Here is a 15,658-nt window from a genome sequence, read left to right as displayed (position 1 = left end):
AGCGCGCTTGTCCGATCCCTCGTCCCCCCGGCTCATCGCCGGCCGCTACGTGCTCGGGGAGCCGATCGGGCGCGGCGGTCGAGCCGTCGTGTACGAGGCCCGGGACCCGCTGCTCGACCGCGACGTCGCGGTGAAGCTCTTCCACGCGGACGCGGTCGACGCCCGGTCGGTCCGCGTGCAGGAGGCGGAGGCGCGCCTCGTCGCAGGCATGAACCACCCCGGGCTGACGACCCTGTTCGACGCCGGGGTCGACACCAGCGACCCCGACCGCTCGCGCGTCTACCTGGTGATGGAGCGGATCCCCGGCGTCGACCTCCGTCGACGGATCCGGGAGCACGGTCCGCTGACGCCCGCCCAGGTCGCGTACCTCGGCTTCGACCTCGCGGAGGCGCTGCAGTACGTGCACGAGCACGGCTTCCTCCACCGTGACATCAAACCCGCCAACGTGCTGCTCGCGGACCGCCGCATCGACTCGCGGATCCGGGGCAAGCTCTCCGACTTCGGCATCGCGTCGCTGATCGGCTCGCAGCGGAACGGGGAGGAGACGTCGGGGACGGTCGCGTACCTGAGCCCCGAGCAGGTCGACGAGCAGGAGCCCACGCCCGCGTCCGACGTGTACGCGCTCGGCCTCGTGCTGCTCGAGGCGCTCACCGGCGAGGTCGCCTTCCCGGGCTCGCCCGAGGAGTCGGCCGCGGAGCGGCTCGACCGCGATCCGCGGATCCCGGAGACGGTCCCCGCGCCGCTCGCCGACGTGCTGCGCGGGATGACCGCGCTCGTGCCGGAGGACCGACCCGACCTGGAGGCGGTCGCGCTCGCGTTCCAGACCGCCTACGTCCGCGACCTCGTGGGCGCGGGCCGCGTAGACCCGAGCCGGCTCGCGACCGACGAGGAGCGGCGCCTCGCCGCGGTCCGCCGCTACAACATCCTCGACACCCCGCCTGACGACGCGTTCGACCGGATCGCGGAGCTCGCCCGCCGCCTGCTCGACGTGCCGATCGCCCTCATCTCGATCGTCGACGCGGACCGCGAGTGGTTCAAGTCGAGCCGCGGCATCGACGAGCGCCAGATCGACCGGGACGTGGCGCTCTGCGCCAACACGGTGGCGACGGGCCGGCCGCTGTGCGTCCCCGACGTGCAGGACGGGGACGCGTTCGCCGCCAATCCGATCGTCTCGGGGCATCCCGAGCTGCACGGGTTCGCCGCCGTGCCGATCACGACGAGCGACGGGCACGTCATCGGCACGCTCTGCGTGTTCGACCGGCGGGTGCGGGCCTTCAGCGAGGAGGAGCTGCGCGATCTCGGCGCCCTCGCCGCGATCGCGGTGCGCGAGCTCGACCTGCGGCTCGCGACGCGGCGGGCGCTCTTCGACGGCTGAACCGGAGATGTCCGGATCCGTTCACTCCTCCCGACGGGGGCTTGCCCCCGCGTCGGGCGACGCACATCATGAGCGGATGAGCACCACCCCGATGACCGCCCGGCGTCAGCTGCAGGCCGAGATCGAATCGGCCGTCCGCGAGCAGGCGACCGCGGCGCAGATCGTCGACCTGATCATCCGCGCCGGCTGGCAGCCGCGTCCGCTGCCCGACCCGAACTCCGAGTACCTCGAGGGGGTGCTCGCCAACGGCGTGCGGGTGCCGATCGAGATCCGGCACGCGATGGTCGGCCAGCCCCTCTGACCTCCCGGGTCAGAACGAGGCGAGCGACCTCGGCGACCCGACCCCGGTGGGCCCGTCGTAGCCGACGCCCGCATCGCACAGCGCCGTGCCGCACGACCCGTTCGACCCTCCCGTGACGTCCCAGAACGCCCCGGCCCGTTCGTACAGCGGCTCGGCGCTCGAGTACCCGGCGGCGTGGCCGGAGCGCACGAGCATCGCCGCGACGAGCGGTGCCGCGAGCGACGTCCCGCCCGCCACCATCCAGCCGTCGGCGCTGTCCGCCACCGTGCCGAAGGTGTCGTACGTCGCGATCCCCGTCTCCGGATCCGCGTCCGCCGCGACGTCCGCGGTCGCCCGGTGCGCGCAGGTGGTCGCCGGCTGCCACGACGGGCGGGGGACGACGGACGAGCAGCCGGATCCGGCGCCCCGCCACGCGGTCTCGATCCAGCCGGTCCGGTCGCCCTGCCCCGCGCGGGCTCGGGCGGCGGCCTTCGCGCTCGCATCGCGCAGCACGTCCCGCAGCAGGGTCGCCTCGGCCGAGGACACCCGCTTCGACGAAGCAGAGACGCTCGCGCGCGCCGTCGACAGCGACCGCGACAGGTCGCGGACCCGGTGGCGCCAGTGCGCCCGATCGTGGGCGGTGGCGGCGCGGGCGCGGCGCACCTCCGCCCGGTGCAGGCGCGCCTTGGCGACGGCCACCCGGTGCTTCGCCGCTTTCAGCGATGCCTTGGCCCTCGCCAGCGCGATTCGGTCCTTCGCCACCGCGGAGGAGGTGGTGGCGGTCGTCACGGAACCGCCGTCGACCTGCTGCACGGTGAGCGGGCTCGCCCCGCCCGCCGTGCTGGTGAGCGTCGTGCCGCCGACGGCGATGACGTCGGGCAGGGCGGCGGGGAAGACCGCGGCGGCCTGGCCGTCATCGCCCGTCGCGGCGACGACGGGGACGCCGGGGTGGGAGAAGTGCGCGGCGGTGCCGCTCCACGACCGCCACTCCGTGTCGCCCCAGGACGCCGAGACGGCGTCGGCGCCCAGCCGCACCGCGGTGTCCACCGCGGCGCCGAGCTGGCCGATCGAGGCGCCGTCCGCCTGGACCACGAGGATCCGGCAGTCGGGGCACGCGGCCGAGACGGCGTCGACGTCGAGGGAGGTCTCCTGGCCCCAGTCGGCGTCCGCCCGGGGCAGCGTCGCGGTACCGCGCTGCCCGACGATCCGGAGGCAGCCGTCCACCGTGCCGCAGGCGGGCAGCCCGAACGTGCTGCGGTAGACCGCGAGGTCCGACTCGAGCGTCGGGACCGAGTACGCCGTCACCACCGCGACGGTCCCGGCCGTGCCGCTGGTCAGCCCGTAGGCGGACGCGATGTCAGCCGGCGTGAGGCCCGCGGCGCCGGCGGTCGCCGCAGCGGGCGCGACGCGGAGGAAGGAGCGCACGGTCTCCCGCGACTCCTGCGGCGCCGTGTCCGCGCCCGACCAGAGCGCGGAGGCGGCCAGCAGCGCGCAGACGGCGACGCCGATCAGCCGCGGAGCCCTCATCGACCCGTTCCCCCTCCGACCGCGCTCGCGGTGCGGTCAGGCTACGGATCGGGGCACCGCCCCGATGCGACCTCTTCGGGGCGTCGTGCGAGACGGGTGCACCGCGAGCGGTGGATCCGTGCACCGGGCGCGGTTCTGCTCTGAGCGGATCCGCCCGGCGGCGGCGACCGGGAGCGGCCTAGCATCGCGCATGACCGGTTCCCCGACGCCGCCGCCATCCGCTCCCCGCCCCGTCGAGCCGCTCTGGCGGCACATGCTGGGGAACCGGCTGCGCCGTCTCCGGCGCGACCGCGGCGAGACGCTCGGTGAGACCGCGGGGCGCGCCGGGATCTCGCCCCAGTACCTGTCGGAGATGGAGCGCGGCGCGAAGGACCCGTCCAGCGAGATGATCGCGGCTGTCGCCGGTGCGCTGGGGGTCACCCTGCTCGACCTGACGATCGCCGTCGCGGCGGAGCTGCACGCGGTCGGCGAGCAGCGCACCGCGCACGCCCCGAGCCGCGGCGCCGTCGCGCTCGCGGCCTGATCACACCGCGTTCGGCTAGGAGCCCAGGACCTCCGCGAGGAACGGGTTGCCGAAGACCCGGTCCGGGTCCACCTCGTCGCGCAGCCGGGCGAAGTCGTCCCAGCCGGTGTACCGCTCGCGGAGGACGTCGGCACGAGCCGCGAACAGCTTCGCCCAGTGCGGCCGGGCCCCGAGGGGCAGGATCCGTTCCTCGATGCGGGGGAGCAGCGGCAGCACGAGCTCCGGCAGGTCCCGCCACGTGAACCCGATCGCGAGCACGTCGGCGCCCGAGGCGGGGGAGAGCCACAGGTCGTCCGCAGCCACCGTGCGCAGCTCGGTGACGTGGAGAGCCGGGTCGATGTCCTCGCCGAGGCCGCGGAGCGCGGCGAGCGCCTCCTGCGCCCGGGCACGGGGCACGAAGTACTCGCTCTGCAGCTCCTCCCCGACGCTCGGCACGGCGGCGAGCCGGAAGTGGGGCAGGCGGTCCCAGGAGGGGCCGAAGTCGCCGACCGGGGTCTTCGAGGTCGCCGCCTCGATCTCCGCGGGATCGCGCGGCGTCGGCTCCGCGCCGAAGAACGGGCCGGACCACCCGGCCGCGTCGCGGGACTTCACGAGGCCGCCGCGCACGTCGCCCGTGTAGGTCGTGAAGAGGCTCACGGAGTACGCCGCCGCGAAGATCGCGTCGAGATGCTGCTCCACGCTCGTCCAGGGCATGGTCGAGAACGGGTCCTGCCGCACGGAGAAGGCCGGCTCGACCGCGACGGTGATGCGCGTGACGACGCCGAGCGCGCCGTACGCCATCACCGCTCCGGCGAGCTCGGGTCCGGCGAAGGAACGGATGGCGCCGTCCGGGCCGACGACCTCCAGCCCGCGGACGAGCGTCGCGAGCATTCCGTTGCCGTCGCCGGACCCGTGCGTCGCGGTGGCGACGGCTCCGCCGAGGGAGATGTGGGGCAAGGAGGGGAGGTTCGCGATCGCGAGGCCGTGGTCGTCGAGCAGCCGCCCGAGATCCCCGAGGCGGATGGCGGCGCCGACCGTCGCCGTGCCCGCTGCCGCGTCGACCCGCAGGTCCGGCTCGATGAGGTCGAGCGCGACGAGCAGCCCGTCCGTGTCCGCGCAGCGGCTGAAGGAGTGCCGCGTCCCGAGCGCGTGCACGCGGGTCGCCGCGGCGACCGCGTCCTGCAGTTCCTCGATCGAGCCCGGGTGCTGCACCGGGGCGCTGTACGTGAGGTTCCGCGCCCAGTTGCGCTCGTCGTCGACCACGGCCGTACCGTAGCCCGGAAGGTGCAGGAGGCGTCGTGACGGAGCTGCCGGGAGGCGCGGTCCTGCGCGCGGTTCGGGACGACGAGTGGCCGGTCGTCGCCTGGCTGTGGCAGGCGTTCCGCGAGGACCTGTCGCCCGTCGTGGACGGGCTGCCCTACGCCGACGGCCGGTACCGGGCCGCGCTCCTCGACCGCTTCCCCTCCGCGGACGGGGTGGGGTGGTTCGCCACGGGGCCGCATCCGAACACCGGCGAGGAGGCGCCGGTCGCGTTCGCGCTGGTCGACGGGCTCACGGGGGAGCGGCGGACGATCGCGGGGTTCTGGGTGGCGCCGCCCCTCCGGCGGTCGGGACTCGGGGTCGCGCTGGCGGTCGCGGTGCTCTCCCGTCATCCGGGACCGTGGGAGGTCGGGTTCCAGCACGACAACGTCGCGGCGGGCGGGTTCTGGCGCCGGGTCGCGAACCGGGCGTTCGGGCCGGGCGGCTGGGCGGAGACCGAGGAGGCGGTGCCCGACCGGCCGCTCGTGCCGCCGGACCACTTCATCCGCTCGACGTGACGAGTACCCCCGGGGGGTACTTGCATCCGGAGCTCTGCGGTGATACCCCTAGGGGGTATCGAAGGAGGTCCGGATGAGCGAGCACGGGACGATGCGCGAGCACGGCGTCGACCACGGGCGCGGTGGTGCGTCGTGGGCGGGGGCCGCGCAGGCGACCCTCCACTGCCTGACCGGCTGCGCCATCGGGGAGGTCCTCGGCATGGTCGTCGGCACCGCGTTCGACTGGCCGAACGCGGCGGTCGTCGTGCTGTCGATCGTGCTCGCGTTCGTCTTCGGCTACGCCCTGACCATGCGCGGCGTCCTGCGCGCCGGCGTGAGCCTGCAGTCGGCGTTCCGGATCGCACTCGCCGCCGACACGGTGTCGATCGCCGTGATGGAGGTCGTCGACAACACGGTCGTGGCGTCGATCCCGGGGGCGATGGACGCCGGGCTGTCGACCCTGCTGTTCTGGGGATCGCTCGCGCTGTCGCTCGCCCTCGCGTTCGTGGTCGCGACGCCGGTCAACCGCTGGCTGATCGCCCGGGGCCGCGGGCATGCGGTCGTCCACGCGATGCATTGAGCACGGAGGAGGCCGGTCCTCCGACTCTTCGCGCGGTCGAAGGCCTCCGAAAAGGTGTGCCCCGCAGTGGGGTGCGCATTCCGGGTGCGAATCGGAGGCGCTCGTATTATCGTTCTGCATATCGGGCCGCTTCCAGCTGGGGGGCTGGAATTGAGGCCTGATTCGCTACGGAGACGCCGCGGCGGCCGATTGGGGGATCGGTCGCCTGCGGCGTTTTCCGTCTGCCTGCCGCAGGGCGGGTCGACCGGTGGGGAGCCGGTCGATCCGCGTGCCTGCGGCGATCTCGCGCTCCGAGTCGGGAGCCTGCTCCTGCGGCTGGGTCCGCGTGGAGCCGGCACTCGGCGAGCGAGTCGAGCTTGGGTATTCGTTTTCTGCGACGGGTATCGCGTATGGGAACCGTAGCACGCACGAGGACAGACAGATCTGTCTGTCCTCGCATTCGACCGGCCCCAGATCGAGGGGTGGAATTGTTTTCGAATCCATTCCGCATTCTTCGGTCGTCGTCGTCACACGGCGGAAACGACGTCGGGGGAGGATGAGCGCGTGCTCGAGCTCGCGGACCGCCTCGTGCCGCTCGTCGCGGCCGGCGTCCCGATCGCGCTCGCGACCTCGATCGACGTGATCGGCAGCTCGCCCCGCCCGGCGGGCAGCTCCCTCGCGGTGGCCGGCGACGGGTCCGTGCTCGGCTCGGTGTCGGGCGGGTGCGTCGAGGACGCGGCGCTCGCCGCGTGCCGCGCGCTGCTCGGCGGCGAGCCGGGCGCCGTGCACCGGTTCGGGTTCGGGGACGCGGCTGCCGCGCGGGCCGGGCTCGCGTGCGGCGGCGAGCTCGACGTGCTGGTCCACGAGCTCGATCCCGCCGTCGCCGACGAGCTGCGGGCCGCGGCGTCCGGGAGTCCGGCCGTGATCGGCCTCGTCACCGCGGGACCGCCGGCCCTCCTCGGGCGGTCGGTGACCCACGCGTCGGCGGACGCGCTGCCAGGGGTGCCGGCCGGACTCGTGCGGGCCGCGCTCGAGGGGCGCCGCGGCGGCGGCGTCGCGGGCGGCGTCGAGATCGCGTGCGACGGCGTGCTCGTCCGGATCTTCGCGGACGTCGCGGCGCCGCGGCGCCGCATGGTGATCTGCGGCGCGACGGAGGTCGCGGTCGCACTCGCCGCCGCCGCGGGCGCCGTCGGGTTCCAGGTCACCGTCTGCGACCCGCGGGCCGTCTTCCTCGCGCCGTCCCGGTTCGCACCCGGCACCGAGCTCGTCGTCGGCCGGCCGCACGACGTCCTCCGCTCGGTGACGCTGACGGCGGGCGACGCGGTCTGCGTGCTCGGGCACGACGAGGACCTCGACCCGCTCGCGCTCGCGGAGGCGCTCGAGGGCGGGGCCGGCTTCGTCGGGGCGCTCGGCTCGCGCGCGACGACGCTCCGCCGCCGCGAGCGGCTGACGGCCCTCGGCGTCGCGCCGGAAGCGCAGGCCGGCCTCCGGATGCCGATCGGCCTCGACATCGGCGCTCGGACCCCGGCCGAGATCGCGATCGCCGTCCTCGCCGAGGTGCTCGCGGTCCGCGCGGGCCGGAACGCCGCGCCGCTGCGGTCCGGCTCCGGGCCGATCCACCGCGCCGCCGTCCCCCGCTGACGACCGCCGCGCACGCGGGGAGGTGCGCGCCGGCACCACACCGAACGGCCCGCTGCTCCGAACGCTGCTCGGAGGACGCATGCAGCGCGAGGAGACGACCGCACCGGTCCGGAGCTTCATCTCCGGCTCCGGGGAGTCGGGAGGACGCGTCGCCGTGTCCACGCACGACCGGGGCGAGGCGATCCGGCTCCTGCGTCGCGCGTACCCGCACGTGGTCCTCGAGGTCGCGATGGGAGACGGCCCCTTCGTCTTCCGCCACAGCTCGGTCGGGGACGAGCGGCTCCGCAGCGCCGAGCTGATGCTCACCGGCCCCGCACGGGCGCACGGCGTGTTCGAGCACGACGGTTTCGCGGTCAGCGAGGTGCTCGCCGGACGCCTGCTGGCCGAGTACCCGCGGACGCGCGTCGACCCGGCGCGCCCCTTCCTCCATCCGAGCGGCGCCGCGCGCATGGCGTTCGAGGACCTGCACCTGCGGATGACGCTGCTGGACGCCGACGCCGTCCGGGCCGCGGCCGAGCGCTACGAGCCGGGCGGGGCGCCCCGACGGTTCTCCCGCAGCGCGCCGAGCTCGGCCGCCGCGGCCGCGGCGTGGGCGTGGGCCGCCGCGCACGTCCAGCGCTCGATCCGCGATCCGCACGTGCTCGACAACCCGATCATCGCCGGTGAGCTCTTCGACCTCGCCGTCCGCATGCTCGTCGCCTGCTTCGCCGACCCCGCCGACGCCGGCGCATCGACGGGCGCCGCCGGTGCGCCGCGCGCCGTCCGCCGCGCGGTCGCCTATCTCGAGGAGCACGCACTGGAGGCGGTCGCCGTACCGGACGTCGCGGCGGCGGCGAGGATCTCGGTGCGCTCCCTGCAGTCCCTCTTCCGCCGCCACCTCGGCGTCAGCCCCGTCGAGCACCTCCACGCGATCCGCCTGGAGGCGGCCCGCAAGGAGCTGCTCGCGGGCGCGGAGGAGGGCGGCACGACGGTGCGGTCCGTCGCGGAGCGTTGGGGGTTCGGCAACAGCGGGCGGTTCGCGCGGCTCTACCAGGAGCGCTTCGGCGAGCGGCCCAGCGACACCCTGCGCGCGCACCGCTGACCTCCTCGGCGTGGCCTATGGCCGTCCTGTGCGGTCGCTCGGAGAAGCAGAAGGAGGCCCCCAGGTTGCTCGACCTGGCAGTCGCCGACCCGCTTCGCTGAACGGACCGCACGCTCGGAGCCCGACGAAAGGACCCCATGAACGCGCCGGCCCTCGTCTGGGTGCTGACCGTCCTCGCCATCCTCGGACTGCTGCTGTTCGACTTCTTCGCGCACGTCCGAAAGGCCCACTCGCCGAGCCTGCGCGAGGCCGCGGTGTGGTCCGGGATCTATGTGGGGCTCGCGCTCCTGTTCGGCGTCGGGGTGCTCGTCGTCGCAGGGCCGCAGCTCGGCGGCGAGTACTTCGCCGGGTACCTCACGGAGAAGGCTCTGTCGGTCGACAACCTCTTCGTGTTCGTCGTGATCATGGCCGGGTTCAGCGTGCCACGGGAGTACCAGCAGAAGGTCCTGCTGTTCGGGATCGTGTTCTCGCTCATCGCGCGGACGGGCCTGATCTTCCTCGGCGCGACCCTCATCGACGCCTTCGCGTGGATCTTCTACCTGTTCGGCGCGATCCTCATCGTCACCGCCGTGAACCTGCTGCGCTCGAAGGACCACGACTCCGTCGGCGACAACGTGATGGTGCGGCTCGCGCGCCGCTTCCTGAACACGACCGACGACTACGACGGCGACCGCATCACGACACGGGTCGACGGCCGGCGGATGTTCACGCCGATGATGCTCGTGATGGTGTCGATCGCCGGCACCGACATCCTGTTCGCCTTCGACAGCGTCCCCGCGATCTACGGCCTCACGGAGAACGTCTACATCGTCTTCACCGCCACGGCGTTCTCACTGCTCGGCCTGCGCCAGCTGTTCTTCCTCATCGACGGCCTGCTCGACCGCCTGATCTACCTCAGTTACGGCCTCGCCGCCATCCTCGGCTTCATCGGCGTGAAGCTGCTGCTGCACGCCCTGCACGAGAACGACCTGCCGTTCCTGAACGGCGGCGAGCCCTTCGCCGTCCCGGAGATCAGCACCCCCGTCTCCCTCGGCGTGATCGTCGGCATCCTGCTCGTGACGGTGATCGGCTCGCTGGCCACGCCGGCGGGGCGGCGGAACGGGCGGCTGCTGCGGCTGCGCGAGCACGCCGCGACCGTCCTCGACCCCGGCGTCTCCCTGCGGGAGCGCCGCGAGGCGATGGCGGAGGTCGACGAGCTGCACGAGGAGTTCCAGGCGAATCGTGACGAACTGCCGCCGGAGGATGAGAACCTTCTTCGGAAGGCCCGTTCGACACGGCTCCGCTGATCGGGGCCCGCGGGCGGAAGGAGCGCCGATCCGTGGACCTGACCACGTTCCCCACCGCAGCCCTCTACGCGCTGCTCGCCGTCATCACGGCCGGTTTCGGCGTCGGGATGCTCGTCTGGCAGACCGGGGCGACGCAGCAGGCCCTCGCCACGCGCAAGGGGATGCTGTTCGGCGGCGTGCTCCTGATCCTCATCGGCGGCGTGGTGCTGCTGACCCAGATCTGGGCGATCGTCGCGGACTCGTACGGCACGGTCCACTGAGCGCCTGAATCGCCCGCTCCCCTCCGCTGGTCGCGAGCGGGGCGGTCGGCCCCGTGAGCGGTGTTCCGGCCACGGGACCCGAGACCACGGCGCCGCTCGGCCCCTCGGGGGCCCGTGCACGCGTTTCGGGCCCGAGTGCGCGCGCCGCCGGGCCCGGATGCGGTGCGCCAGGCCCGTTCCCGCCCGACCGGTGCGGCGCGACCGTGGCGCGTCGATGCGCGACGACTGCCCGCCCGTAGCTTCCACCGACGCCGCGATCCGCGGCGCGGGCGGCGGCCGATCCGGCCGACCGGCCCTTCCCCCGAGTCGGCAGGAGTCCGATTTGTACGAGAAGCAGTTCATCAGCGAGGCCGTGCAGCGCAGCGCGACCTCCGAGGTCGACCGTCGCCGCCTGTTCGGGATGCTCGGCATCGCGGGTGCCGCGGCGGCCGGCGCGACCGTGCTGGGCGGCGCGGCGGCGAACGCCGCTCCGGCCGACGCCGCGAGCGATGCGGCCACCGACGCCGCCGTGCTGAACTTCGCCCTGAACCTCGAGTACCTCGAGGCCGAGTTCTACCTCCGCGCCGTCACGGGCGAGGGCCTGGACGGCAAGGACGTCCACGGCACCGGCAAGTACGGCACCGTCTCGGGCGGTCACAAGGTGCCGTTCAAGTCGAAGACCATCGCGAAGTACGCCCGCGAGATCGCCCGCGACGAGCGGGAGCACGTCCGCTTCCTCCGCGGCGCGCTCGGCAAGTCCGCCGTCGCCCGTCCCAAGATCTCCCTCGACGCGGCGTTCACCGCGGCGGCGGTCGCGGCCGGCGTGATCAAGAAGGGCCAGAAGTTCGACGCGTTCGCGAACGACACGAACTTCCTGCTCGCCTCCTTCCTCTTCGAGGACGTGGGCGTCACGGCCTACAAGGGCGGCGCGGGCCTCCTGTCGAACAAGACGTACCTGGACGCCGCCGCCGGCATCCTCGCCGTCGAGGCGTACCACGCGGGTGCCGTGCGCACCGTCCTGTACGGCGAGGCCGAGAAGAACCACAAGATCTTCGAGATCGTGCAGAAGCTGTCGGACGCGCGCGACTCCCTCGACGGGAAGGGCGACGACGACCAGGGCATCAAGTACGGCGCCGACGCCGGGTGGAAGCCGAAGAACCCGTCGAACCTCGTCCCGGCGGACCGCAACGGCATCGCTTACAGCCGCACGCCCGGCCACGTCCTCAACATCGTCTACCTGACGCCGTCGAAGAATGCGACCAAGGGCGGGTTCTACCCGAACGGGGTCAACGGCGCCGTCAACTCGACGAGCTTCGGCAACACGCCCGCGAGCTGAACCCCGCGAGCACGAGGAGGGAGGGCCCCGGTCGTCGATCGGGGCCCTCCCTTCGTCGTCTCAGTCCTCGTCGCGCTCGCGGGCGGTGCGCGGACGGGGGAGCGGCTCCGTCCGGTCCGACTCGAGCAGCGGCGCGAACAGGCGGTCGATCGCCGAGTCGCGGTCGACGGGCTCGGTCTGCGGCTCGGGCGGAGCCTGCGGCGCCGGTGCCGGCCGGGGGCTCGGCGACCGGCGCGGGGTGACGCGCGGCGTGCGCGGCGTCCGCGTCCTCGGGGCGGGACGGACCGCCTCGACCGGCAGGACCTCGGTCACCGTCGCGTCGGTGACGGCCGGTGCCGGCTCGGCTGCGACCTCCGGCGGCGTCGGAGCGGCGTCCCGCGACCGCACGGCGCGCGCCGCGACGGCGCGCTTCGGCGTCGACTCCACGGATGCCCGCGCGGGCTCGACCGGCTGCTGCGGCTCCGCGGGGGCGGCGGGTGCAGCCGACTCGGCCGGGGCGACCGGAGTCTCCCCGGCGGGCTGCGGCTCGGGCTCCCGGGGTGCGGGCCGTCGCGCCGAGAAGGGGATGCGCCGCGACGGCGACGCCTGCGGCGCGGGCTCGGCCGCGGAGGCCGCCTGCCGGTCCGCAGAGGGCTTCGGACCGCGCAGCTGCGCGGCGGCGCGGCGGAGCATCGCGCGCCGGTCGACGCCGTTGCGGTCGAGCAGCACGTCGAGCGCGAGCAGCACCAGGAGGACGAGGAGCACGGCGAGCGCCGCGAGGGCGGCCAGCGCGAGGAGGGTCGCGACGGCGACCGCGATCGCGAACGCTGCGGAGAGGAACGGGGTCACGACCGGCCAGTCTGCCCCGCTCGGCCGGGTGCTACCGCAGCAGGTGGAAGAACTGGATGCGCAGCGTCTGACCCTTGATCTTCTGCCCGGCGTACCAGGACGCCAGTCCCGTCGTCCCGCCGCCGTACTGCCGGTTCAGGGTGTGCGCCACGTAGTAGATGTCGTGGCGCCCGTTCGGCAGGACGACCACCTTGGAGACGATCGCGGTGTGGTCCCACGAGGAGTACGACTTCGGGTGACCGGGCCACCGGAACTGCACGATGTCGCCGACCACCACCGCGTCCCGCTGGGAGTAGACGAGCCGGGTCGCGAGGTCGGGCCGCTTGCTCAGCCAGGAGCTGAGCGCCGTCGAGGACACCCAGGTGCCGCTCCAGTCGCCGGCGCCGTAGTTGAACCACTGCGGCGAGCGCTTCCAGCCGCGGGCGAGCAGGGTCTGGCTGGCGAAGTTGGCGCAGTCGTTGCCGGACAGGTAGCCGAAGGTCGAGTTCGAGTAGGCGTTCCAGTTCGCGAAGGCGTAGGCCATCTGGCGGTCCAGCGCGTTCGCGACCTTGTACTGGAACGTGAATCCGGTCGCGCGCGGGGTCGGATCGGACTTCGCCGTCAGGGTGATCGCCGCGATCTTCGGCTGGTAGTCGGCGGCGTTCGGGATCACGAACTGCGCCTTCGTGTCCGAGAGGATCTGGAGGTTCCCGACCGGCGTGCCCGCCACCTGCACGCCCGCGAGGTTCGTGAACCGGATGCCGGTCATCGTCGCGGTCCGCGAGTACGCGGTGTGCCCGGACTTCCTGGTGACGGCGGTCGCGGACGGCAGCGGCACGACAGGCGTCGGCGTCGGCGTCGGCGTCGGCGTGGGGCTGGCGGACGGCGTCAGGACGGGCGAGGCGGTCGGCGTCACCGTGCCGGCGGGTGGCGTCGTCGCACGCGAGGTGGGCGTCGGGGACGCCGATGGGCCGGTCGTCGGGGTCGCCGAAGCGCTGCTGGAGGGCGTCGGTGCCGGGGTGACGGCGCCTGCCGGGCCGGTCGCCGCGAACGCGAGCGCGGCGACGAGGCCGGCGGCGAGCGTCGTGGTGATGGTGGTCGTCCGGGCGTTCATCGGCGGTGGTCTGCCCCTCGGCTCGTCGATTGCGAGGGAATCCTTCAGGACCACTCCCTGTTCAGGGGAAACGCGGTCGGTAGGATCCGTCTCGTCGTGCCCGGTCGACGGTAGTCACGGGGAGGCGGAACCTCGTCCCCCACTGCGAGGCGCACTCCGCGTGCAGACCGACCGGCAGGACGTGCACAGGAGGAGGACCGGTGGCCGCACGAGCTCGAGCGACGCTCGCCCGCCACGGGCGCCTCCGCTCGCCGGGCCTGGTCGGCTCGGTCCTCCGGTTCCTCGCGATCGGCCTCTGCGTCGTCCTCGTCGCGGGCGTCAGCGTCGGCGCGATCGCGTACGAGCGGCTCGTGAAGAACCTCGGGAACCACACGGTCACGTTGCCCGGCGACGATCCCACCGACATCCCGGCGATCGGTGCGTACTCCGGCACCGTCAACCTGCTGCTCGTCGGCAGCGACACGAGGAACGGCCAGAAGGGCCACTACGGGGAGAACCCCGGCAGCACGCTGAACGACGTCAACATCCTCGTGCACATCAGCGCCGACCACACGAAGGCGACGGTGATCAGCTTCCCGCGCGACCTGTACGTCTCGCGGCCGGAGTGCACCGATCCCACCGACACCGCGCGGAAGCTCCCCGCCGCGACCGGCGTGAAGATCAACAGCACGCTCGAGTACGGCGGCCTCGGCTGCGTCCGGGACACGGTCGCCGCCCTCACGGGCATGTCCATCCCCTTCGCGGCGCTCATCACCTTCGACGGCGTGGTCGAGATGTCGAACGCGGTCGGCGGCGTGCCCGTCTGCGTGGCGTCGGCGATCAACGACGACTACACGGGCCTGCACCTCGCCAAGGGCGAGCACACGATCCAGGGCGTCACCGCGCTGAAGTTCCTCCGCACGCGCCACGGCGTCGGCGACGGCAGCGACCTGACGCGCATCAGCTCGCAGCAGGTGTTCCTCTCGTCCCTCGTCCGGAAGATCAAGAGCAACGCGACGCTCACGGACGTCACCAAGCTGTACGGGCTGGCGACCGCGGCGACGCAGAGCATGACCCTCTCGTCGGGACTCGCGAACGTCGACACGATGGTCTCGATCGGCCGGGCCGTCGCGGGCATCCCGCTCGGGCAGTTCGTGCTCGTCCAGTACCCGACCACGCTCTACGGCGACGGCCTGGTCCCGAACGACACGAGCGCGACCGTGCTGCTGAACGCCGTCAAGGCCGACAAGACGCTGAAGCTGGCGAAGAAGCAGAAGGGCGCGACGGACGGATCCGGGTCCGTGGAGGCGAGCCCGTCCACCTCGTCGTCGCCGACGTCGAGCCCGACGTCCTCCCCGAGCCCGTCCGGCTCGAGCGACACCGTCGACCTGCCGGACACGGTCGTCGGCCAGTCCGTCGACCAGCAGACCTGCTCGGTCGGCAACGACCTGGGTCGGCGCTGATGCCGATCCGCCGAGGACCGCGGTGACGGCGCTCGCCGCCGAGCCCCAGGAGGGCGGCCTCGTCGCGTTCGCGGGCGATCTGCTCCTCGCGCTCGGCGACGCAGGGGTCGGAGCGCTCGTCCTGCTCGAGACGGTCGTGCCGCCCGTGCCGAGCGAGGTGATCCTGCCCTACGCGGGCTACCTCGCCCGGCAGGGCCGGCTCACGATCGCCGGCCTGATCGCGTGGAGCACCGCGGGGTCGACGGTCGGCGCGCTCCTGCTCTACTGGCTCGGTGCGGCCCTCGGCCTCCGCCGCTCGACGCGACTCCTCGCGAGGACGCGGCTCGTCGACGAGGACGACCTGGACCGCGGCGCGGCGTGGTTCCACCGGCACGGCGCCGTCGCGGTGCTCGTCGGACGCCTGGTCCCCGGCGTGCGGAGCCTGATCTCGATCCCGGCGGGCGCCGACCGGATGCACCTCGGGCTCTTCGTCCTCTGCACCGCGATCGGCAGCGGCGCCTGGAACGCCGCGCTCATCGGGCTCGGCGCGGCGCTCGGCACGCAGCGGCACGTCATCGACCCGTACCTCGACGTGCTCGACGTCGTCGTCTACGCCGCGCTGGCGATCGCGCTCGTCGTGCTGGTCGTCCGGCGCCTCCACCGCCGGAGGGCGCGGAACGCCGACTGACGGCGC

At 73.6% G+C, this 15,658-nt stretch carries 16 protein-coding genes; 12 read left to right on the top strand and 4 right to left on the bottom strand.

Features of this window, described 5'->3' with window-relative positions; all coding sequences use genetic code 11:
- The first annotated feature begins 7 nt into the window (after positions 1–7).
- Both CLV52_RS01185 and CLV52_RS01180 read left to right on the top strand, forming a co-directional pair.
- On the top strand, positions 8–1,375 hold the full coding sequence (locus CLV52_RS01185; RefSeq protein WP_246017869.1) for a protein kinase domain-containing protein: 1,368 nt from the start codon (positions 8–10) through the stop codon (positions 1,373–1,375).
- A 76-nt stretch (positions 1,376–1,451) separates the two neighbouring features.
- Positions 1,452–1,676, top strand: coding sequence for a hypothetical protein (locus CLV52_RS01180; protein WP_133764090.1), 225 nt, complete (start codon positions 1,452–1,454; stop codon positions 1,674–1,676).
- Between the two features lie 9 nt (positions 1,677–1,685).
- Here the strand turns inward: CLV52_RS01180 and CLV52_RS01175 are convergent, their stop codons facing one another.
- Positions 1,686–3,182 carry a S53 family peptidase gene (locus CLV52_RS01175; protein ID WP_133764088.1) on the bottom strand — a complete coding sequence of 499 codons (1,497 nt, stop codon included), beginning with the start codon at positions 3,180–3,182 and terminating at the stop codon, positions 1,686–1,688.
- Positions 3,183–3,372: 190 nt separating this feature from the next.
- Between CLV52_RS01175 and CLV52_RS01170 the strand changes: the two genes are divergently transcribed.
- A complete protein-coding gene (locus CLV52_RS01170) occupies positions 3,373–3,705 on the top strand; it encodes a helix-turn-helix domain-containing protein (protein WP_133764086.1) in 333 nt (110 codons plus the stop codon).
- A gap of 15 nt (positions 3,706–3,720) precedes the next feature.
- On the opposite strand, the gene CLV52_RS01165 is transcribed toward CLV52_RS01170, so the two are convergent.
- Positions 3,721–4,947, bottom strand: coding sequence for a D-arabinono-1,4-lactone oxidase (locus tag CLV52_RS01165; protein WP_133764084.1), 1,227 nt, complete (start codon positions 4,945–4,947; stop codon positions 3,721–3,723).
- A gap of 35 nt (positions 4,948–4,982) precedes the next feature.
- Between CLV52_RS01165 and CLV52_RS01160 the strand changes: the two genes are divergently transcribed.
- The 7 genes from CLV52_RS01160 (at position 4,983) to CLV52_RS01130 (ending at position 11,622) form a co-directional block, all read left to right on the top strand.
- Positions 4,983–5,501 (top strand): GNAT family N-acetyltransferase, encoded by a 519-nt coding sequence (locus CLV52_RS01160; RefSeq protein WP_133764082.1) that lies wholly within the window; start codon positions 4,983–4,985, stop codon positions 5,499–5,501.
- A 73-nt stretch (positions 5,502–5,574) separates the two neighbouring features.
- The gene (locus CLV52_RS01155) at positions 5,575–6,060 is read left to right on the top strand and encodes a DUF4396 domain-containing protein (protein ID WP_133764080.1); all 486 of its coding nucleotides are present in this window, start codon (positions 5,575–5,577) and stop codon (positions 6,058–6,060) included.
- Between the two features lie 543 nt (positions 6,061–6,603).
- Positions 6,604–7,680 (top strand): XdhC family protein, encoded by a 1,077-nt coding sequence (locus tag CLV52_RS01150; protein WP_133764078.1) that lies wholly within the window; start codon positions 6,604–6,606, stop codon positions 7,678–7,680.
- A 79-nt stretch (positions 7,681–7,759) separates the two neighbouring features.
- Positions 7,760–8,761, top strand: coding sequence for an AraC family transcriptional regulator (locus CLV52_RS01145; RefSeq protein ID WP_133764076.1), 1,002 nt, complete (start codon positions 7,760–7,762; stop codon positions 8,759–8,761).
- Positions 8,762–8,898: 137 nt separating this feature from the next.
- Positions 8,899–10,047, top strand: coding sequence for a TerC family protein (locus tag CLV52_RS01140; protein ID WP_133764074.1), 1,149 nt, complete (start codon positions 8,899–8,901; stop codon positions 10,045–10,047).
- Between the two features lie 32 nt (positions 10,048–10,079).
- The gene (locus CLV52_RS01135; protein ID WP_133764072.1) at positions 10,080–10,307 is read left to right on the top strand and encodes a hypothetical protein; all 228 of its coding nucleotides are present in this window, start codon (positions 10,080–10,082) and stop codon (positions 10,305–10,307) included.
- Positions 10,308–10,629: 322 nt separating this feature from the next.
- Complete coding sequence (locus CLV52_RS01130; RefSeq protein WP_133764070.1) at positions 10,630–11,622, top strand: ferritin-like domain-containing protein; 993 nt, start codon at positions 10,630–10,632, stop codon at positions 11,620–11,622.
- 60 nt (positions 11,623–11,682) lie between these two features.
- Here the strand turns inward: CLV52_RS01130 and CLV52_RS01125 are convergent, their stop codons facing one another.
- Together CLV52_RS01125 and CLV52_RS01120 are read right to left on the bottom strand one after the other, a co-directional pair.
- A complete protein-coding gene (locus CLV52_RS01125; RefSeq protein ID WP_133764068.1) occupies positions 11,683–12,450 on the bottom strand; it encodes a hypothetical protein in 768 nt (255 codons plus the stop codon).
- Between the two features lie 31 nt (positions 12,451–12,481).
- The gene (locus CLV52_RS01120) at positions 12,482–13,543 is read right to left on the bottom strand and encodes an amidase domain-containing protein (protein ID WP_133764066.1); all 1,062 of its coding nucleotides are present in this window, start codon (positions 13,541–13,543) and stop codon (positions 12,482–12,484) included.
- Between the two features lie 200 nt (positions 13,544–13,743).
- Here CLV52_RS01120 and CLV52_RS01115 point away from each other — a divergent pair, with 200 nt between their 5' ends.
- Both CLV52_RS01115 and CLV52_RS01110 read left to right on the top strand, forming a co-directional pair.
- Positions 13,744–14,985, top strand: coding sequence for an LCP family protein (locus CLV52_RS01115; protein ID WP_133764064.1), 1,242 nt, complete (start codon positions 13,744–13,746; stop codon positions 14,983–14,985).
- Between the two features lie 22 nt (positions 14,986–15,007).
- Complete coding sequence (locus CLV52_RS01110) at positions 15,008–15,652, top strand: DedA family protein (RefSeq protein WP_133764062.1); 645 nt, start codon at positions 15,008–15,010, stop codon at positions 15,650–15,652.
- Positions 15,653–15,658 lie beyond the last annotated feature (6 nt).

The sequence above is a fragment of the Amnibacterium kyonggiense genome, assembly GCF_004364555.1.
Taxonomy (GTDB): Bacteria; Actinomycetota; Actinomycetes; order Actinomycetales; family Microbacteriaceae; genus Amnibacterium; species Amnibacterium kyonggiense.
The sequence above is the reverse complement of the archived record's forward strand: the minus strand, read 5'-3'. Positions and strand labels throughout refer to the sequence as shown.

Coding starts and splice junctions, on each gene's coding strand:
- CLV52_RS01180 (WP_133764090.1), top strand. CDS start 1,452: ATGAGCACCACCCCGATGACCGCCCGGCGTCAGCTGCAGGCCGAGATC.
- CLV52_RS01175 (WP_133764088.1), bottom strand. CDS start 3,182: ATGAGGGCTCCGCGGCTGATCGGCGTCGCCGTCTGCGCGCTGCTGGCC.
- CLV52_RS01170 (WP_133764086.1), top strand. CDS start 3,373: ATGACCGGTTCCCCGACGCCGCCGCCATCCGCTCCCCGCCCCGTCGAG.
- CLV52_RS01155 (WP_133764080.1), top strand. CDS start 5,575: ATGAGCGAGCACGGGACGATGCGCGAGCACGGCGTCGACCACGGGCGC.
- CLV52_RS01145 (WP_133764076.1), top strand. CDS start 7,760: ATGCAGCGCGAGGAGACGACCGCACCGGTCCGGAGCTTCATCTCCGGC.
- CLV52_RS01140 (WP_133764074.1), top strand. CDS start 8,899: ATGAACGCGCCGGCCCTCGTCTGGGTGCTGACCGTCCTCGCCATCCTC.
- CLV52_RS01120 (WP_133764066.1), bottom strand. CDS start 13,543: ATGAACGCCCGGACGACCACCATCACCACGACGCTCGCCGCCGGCCTC.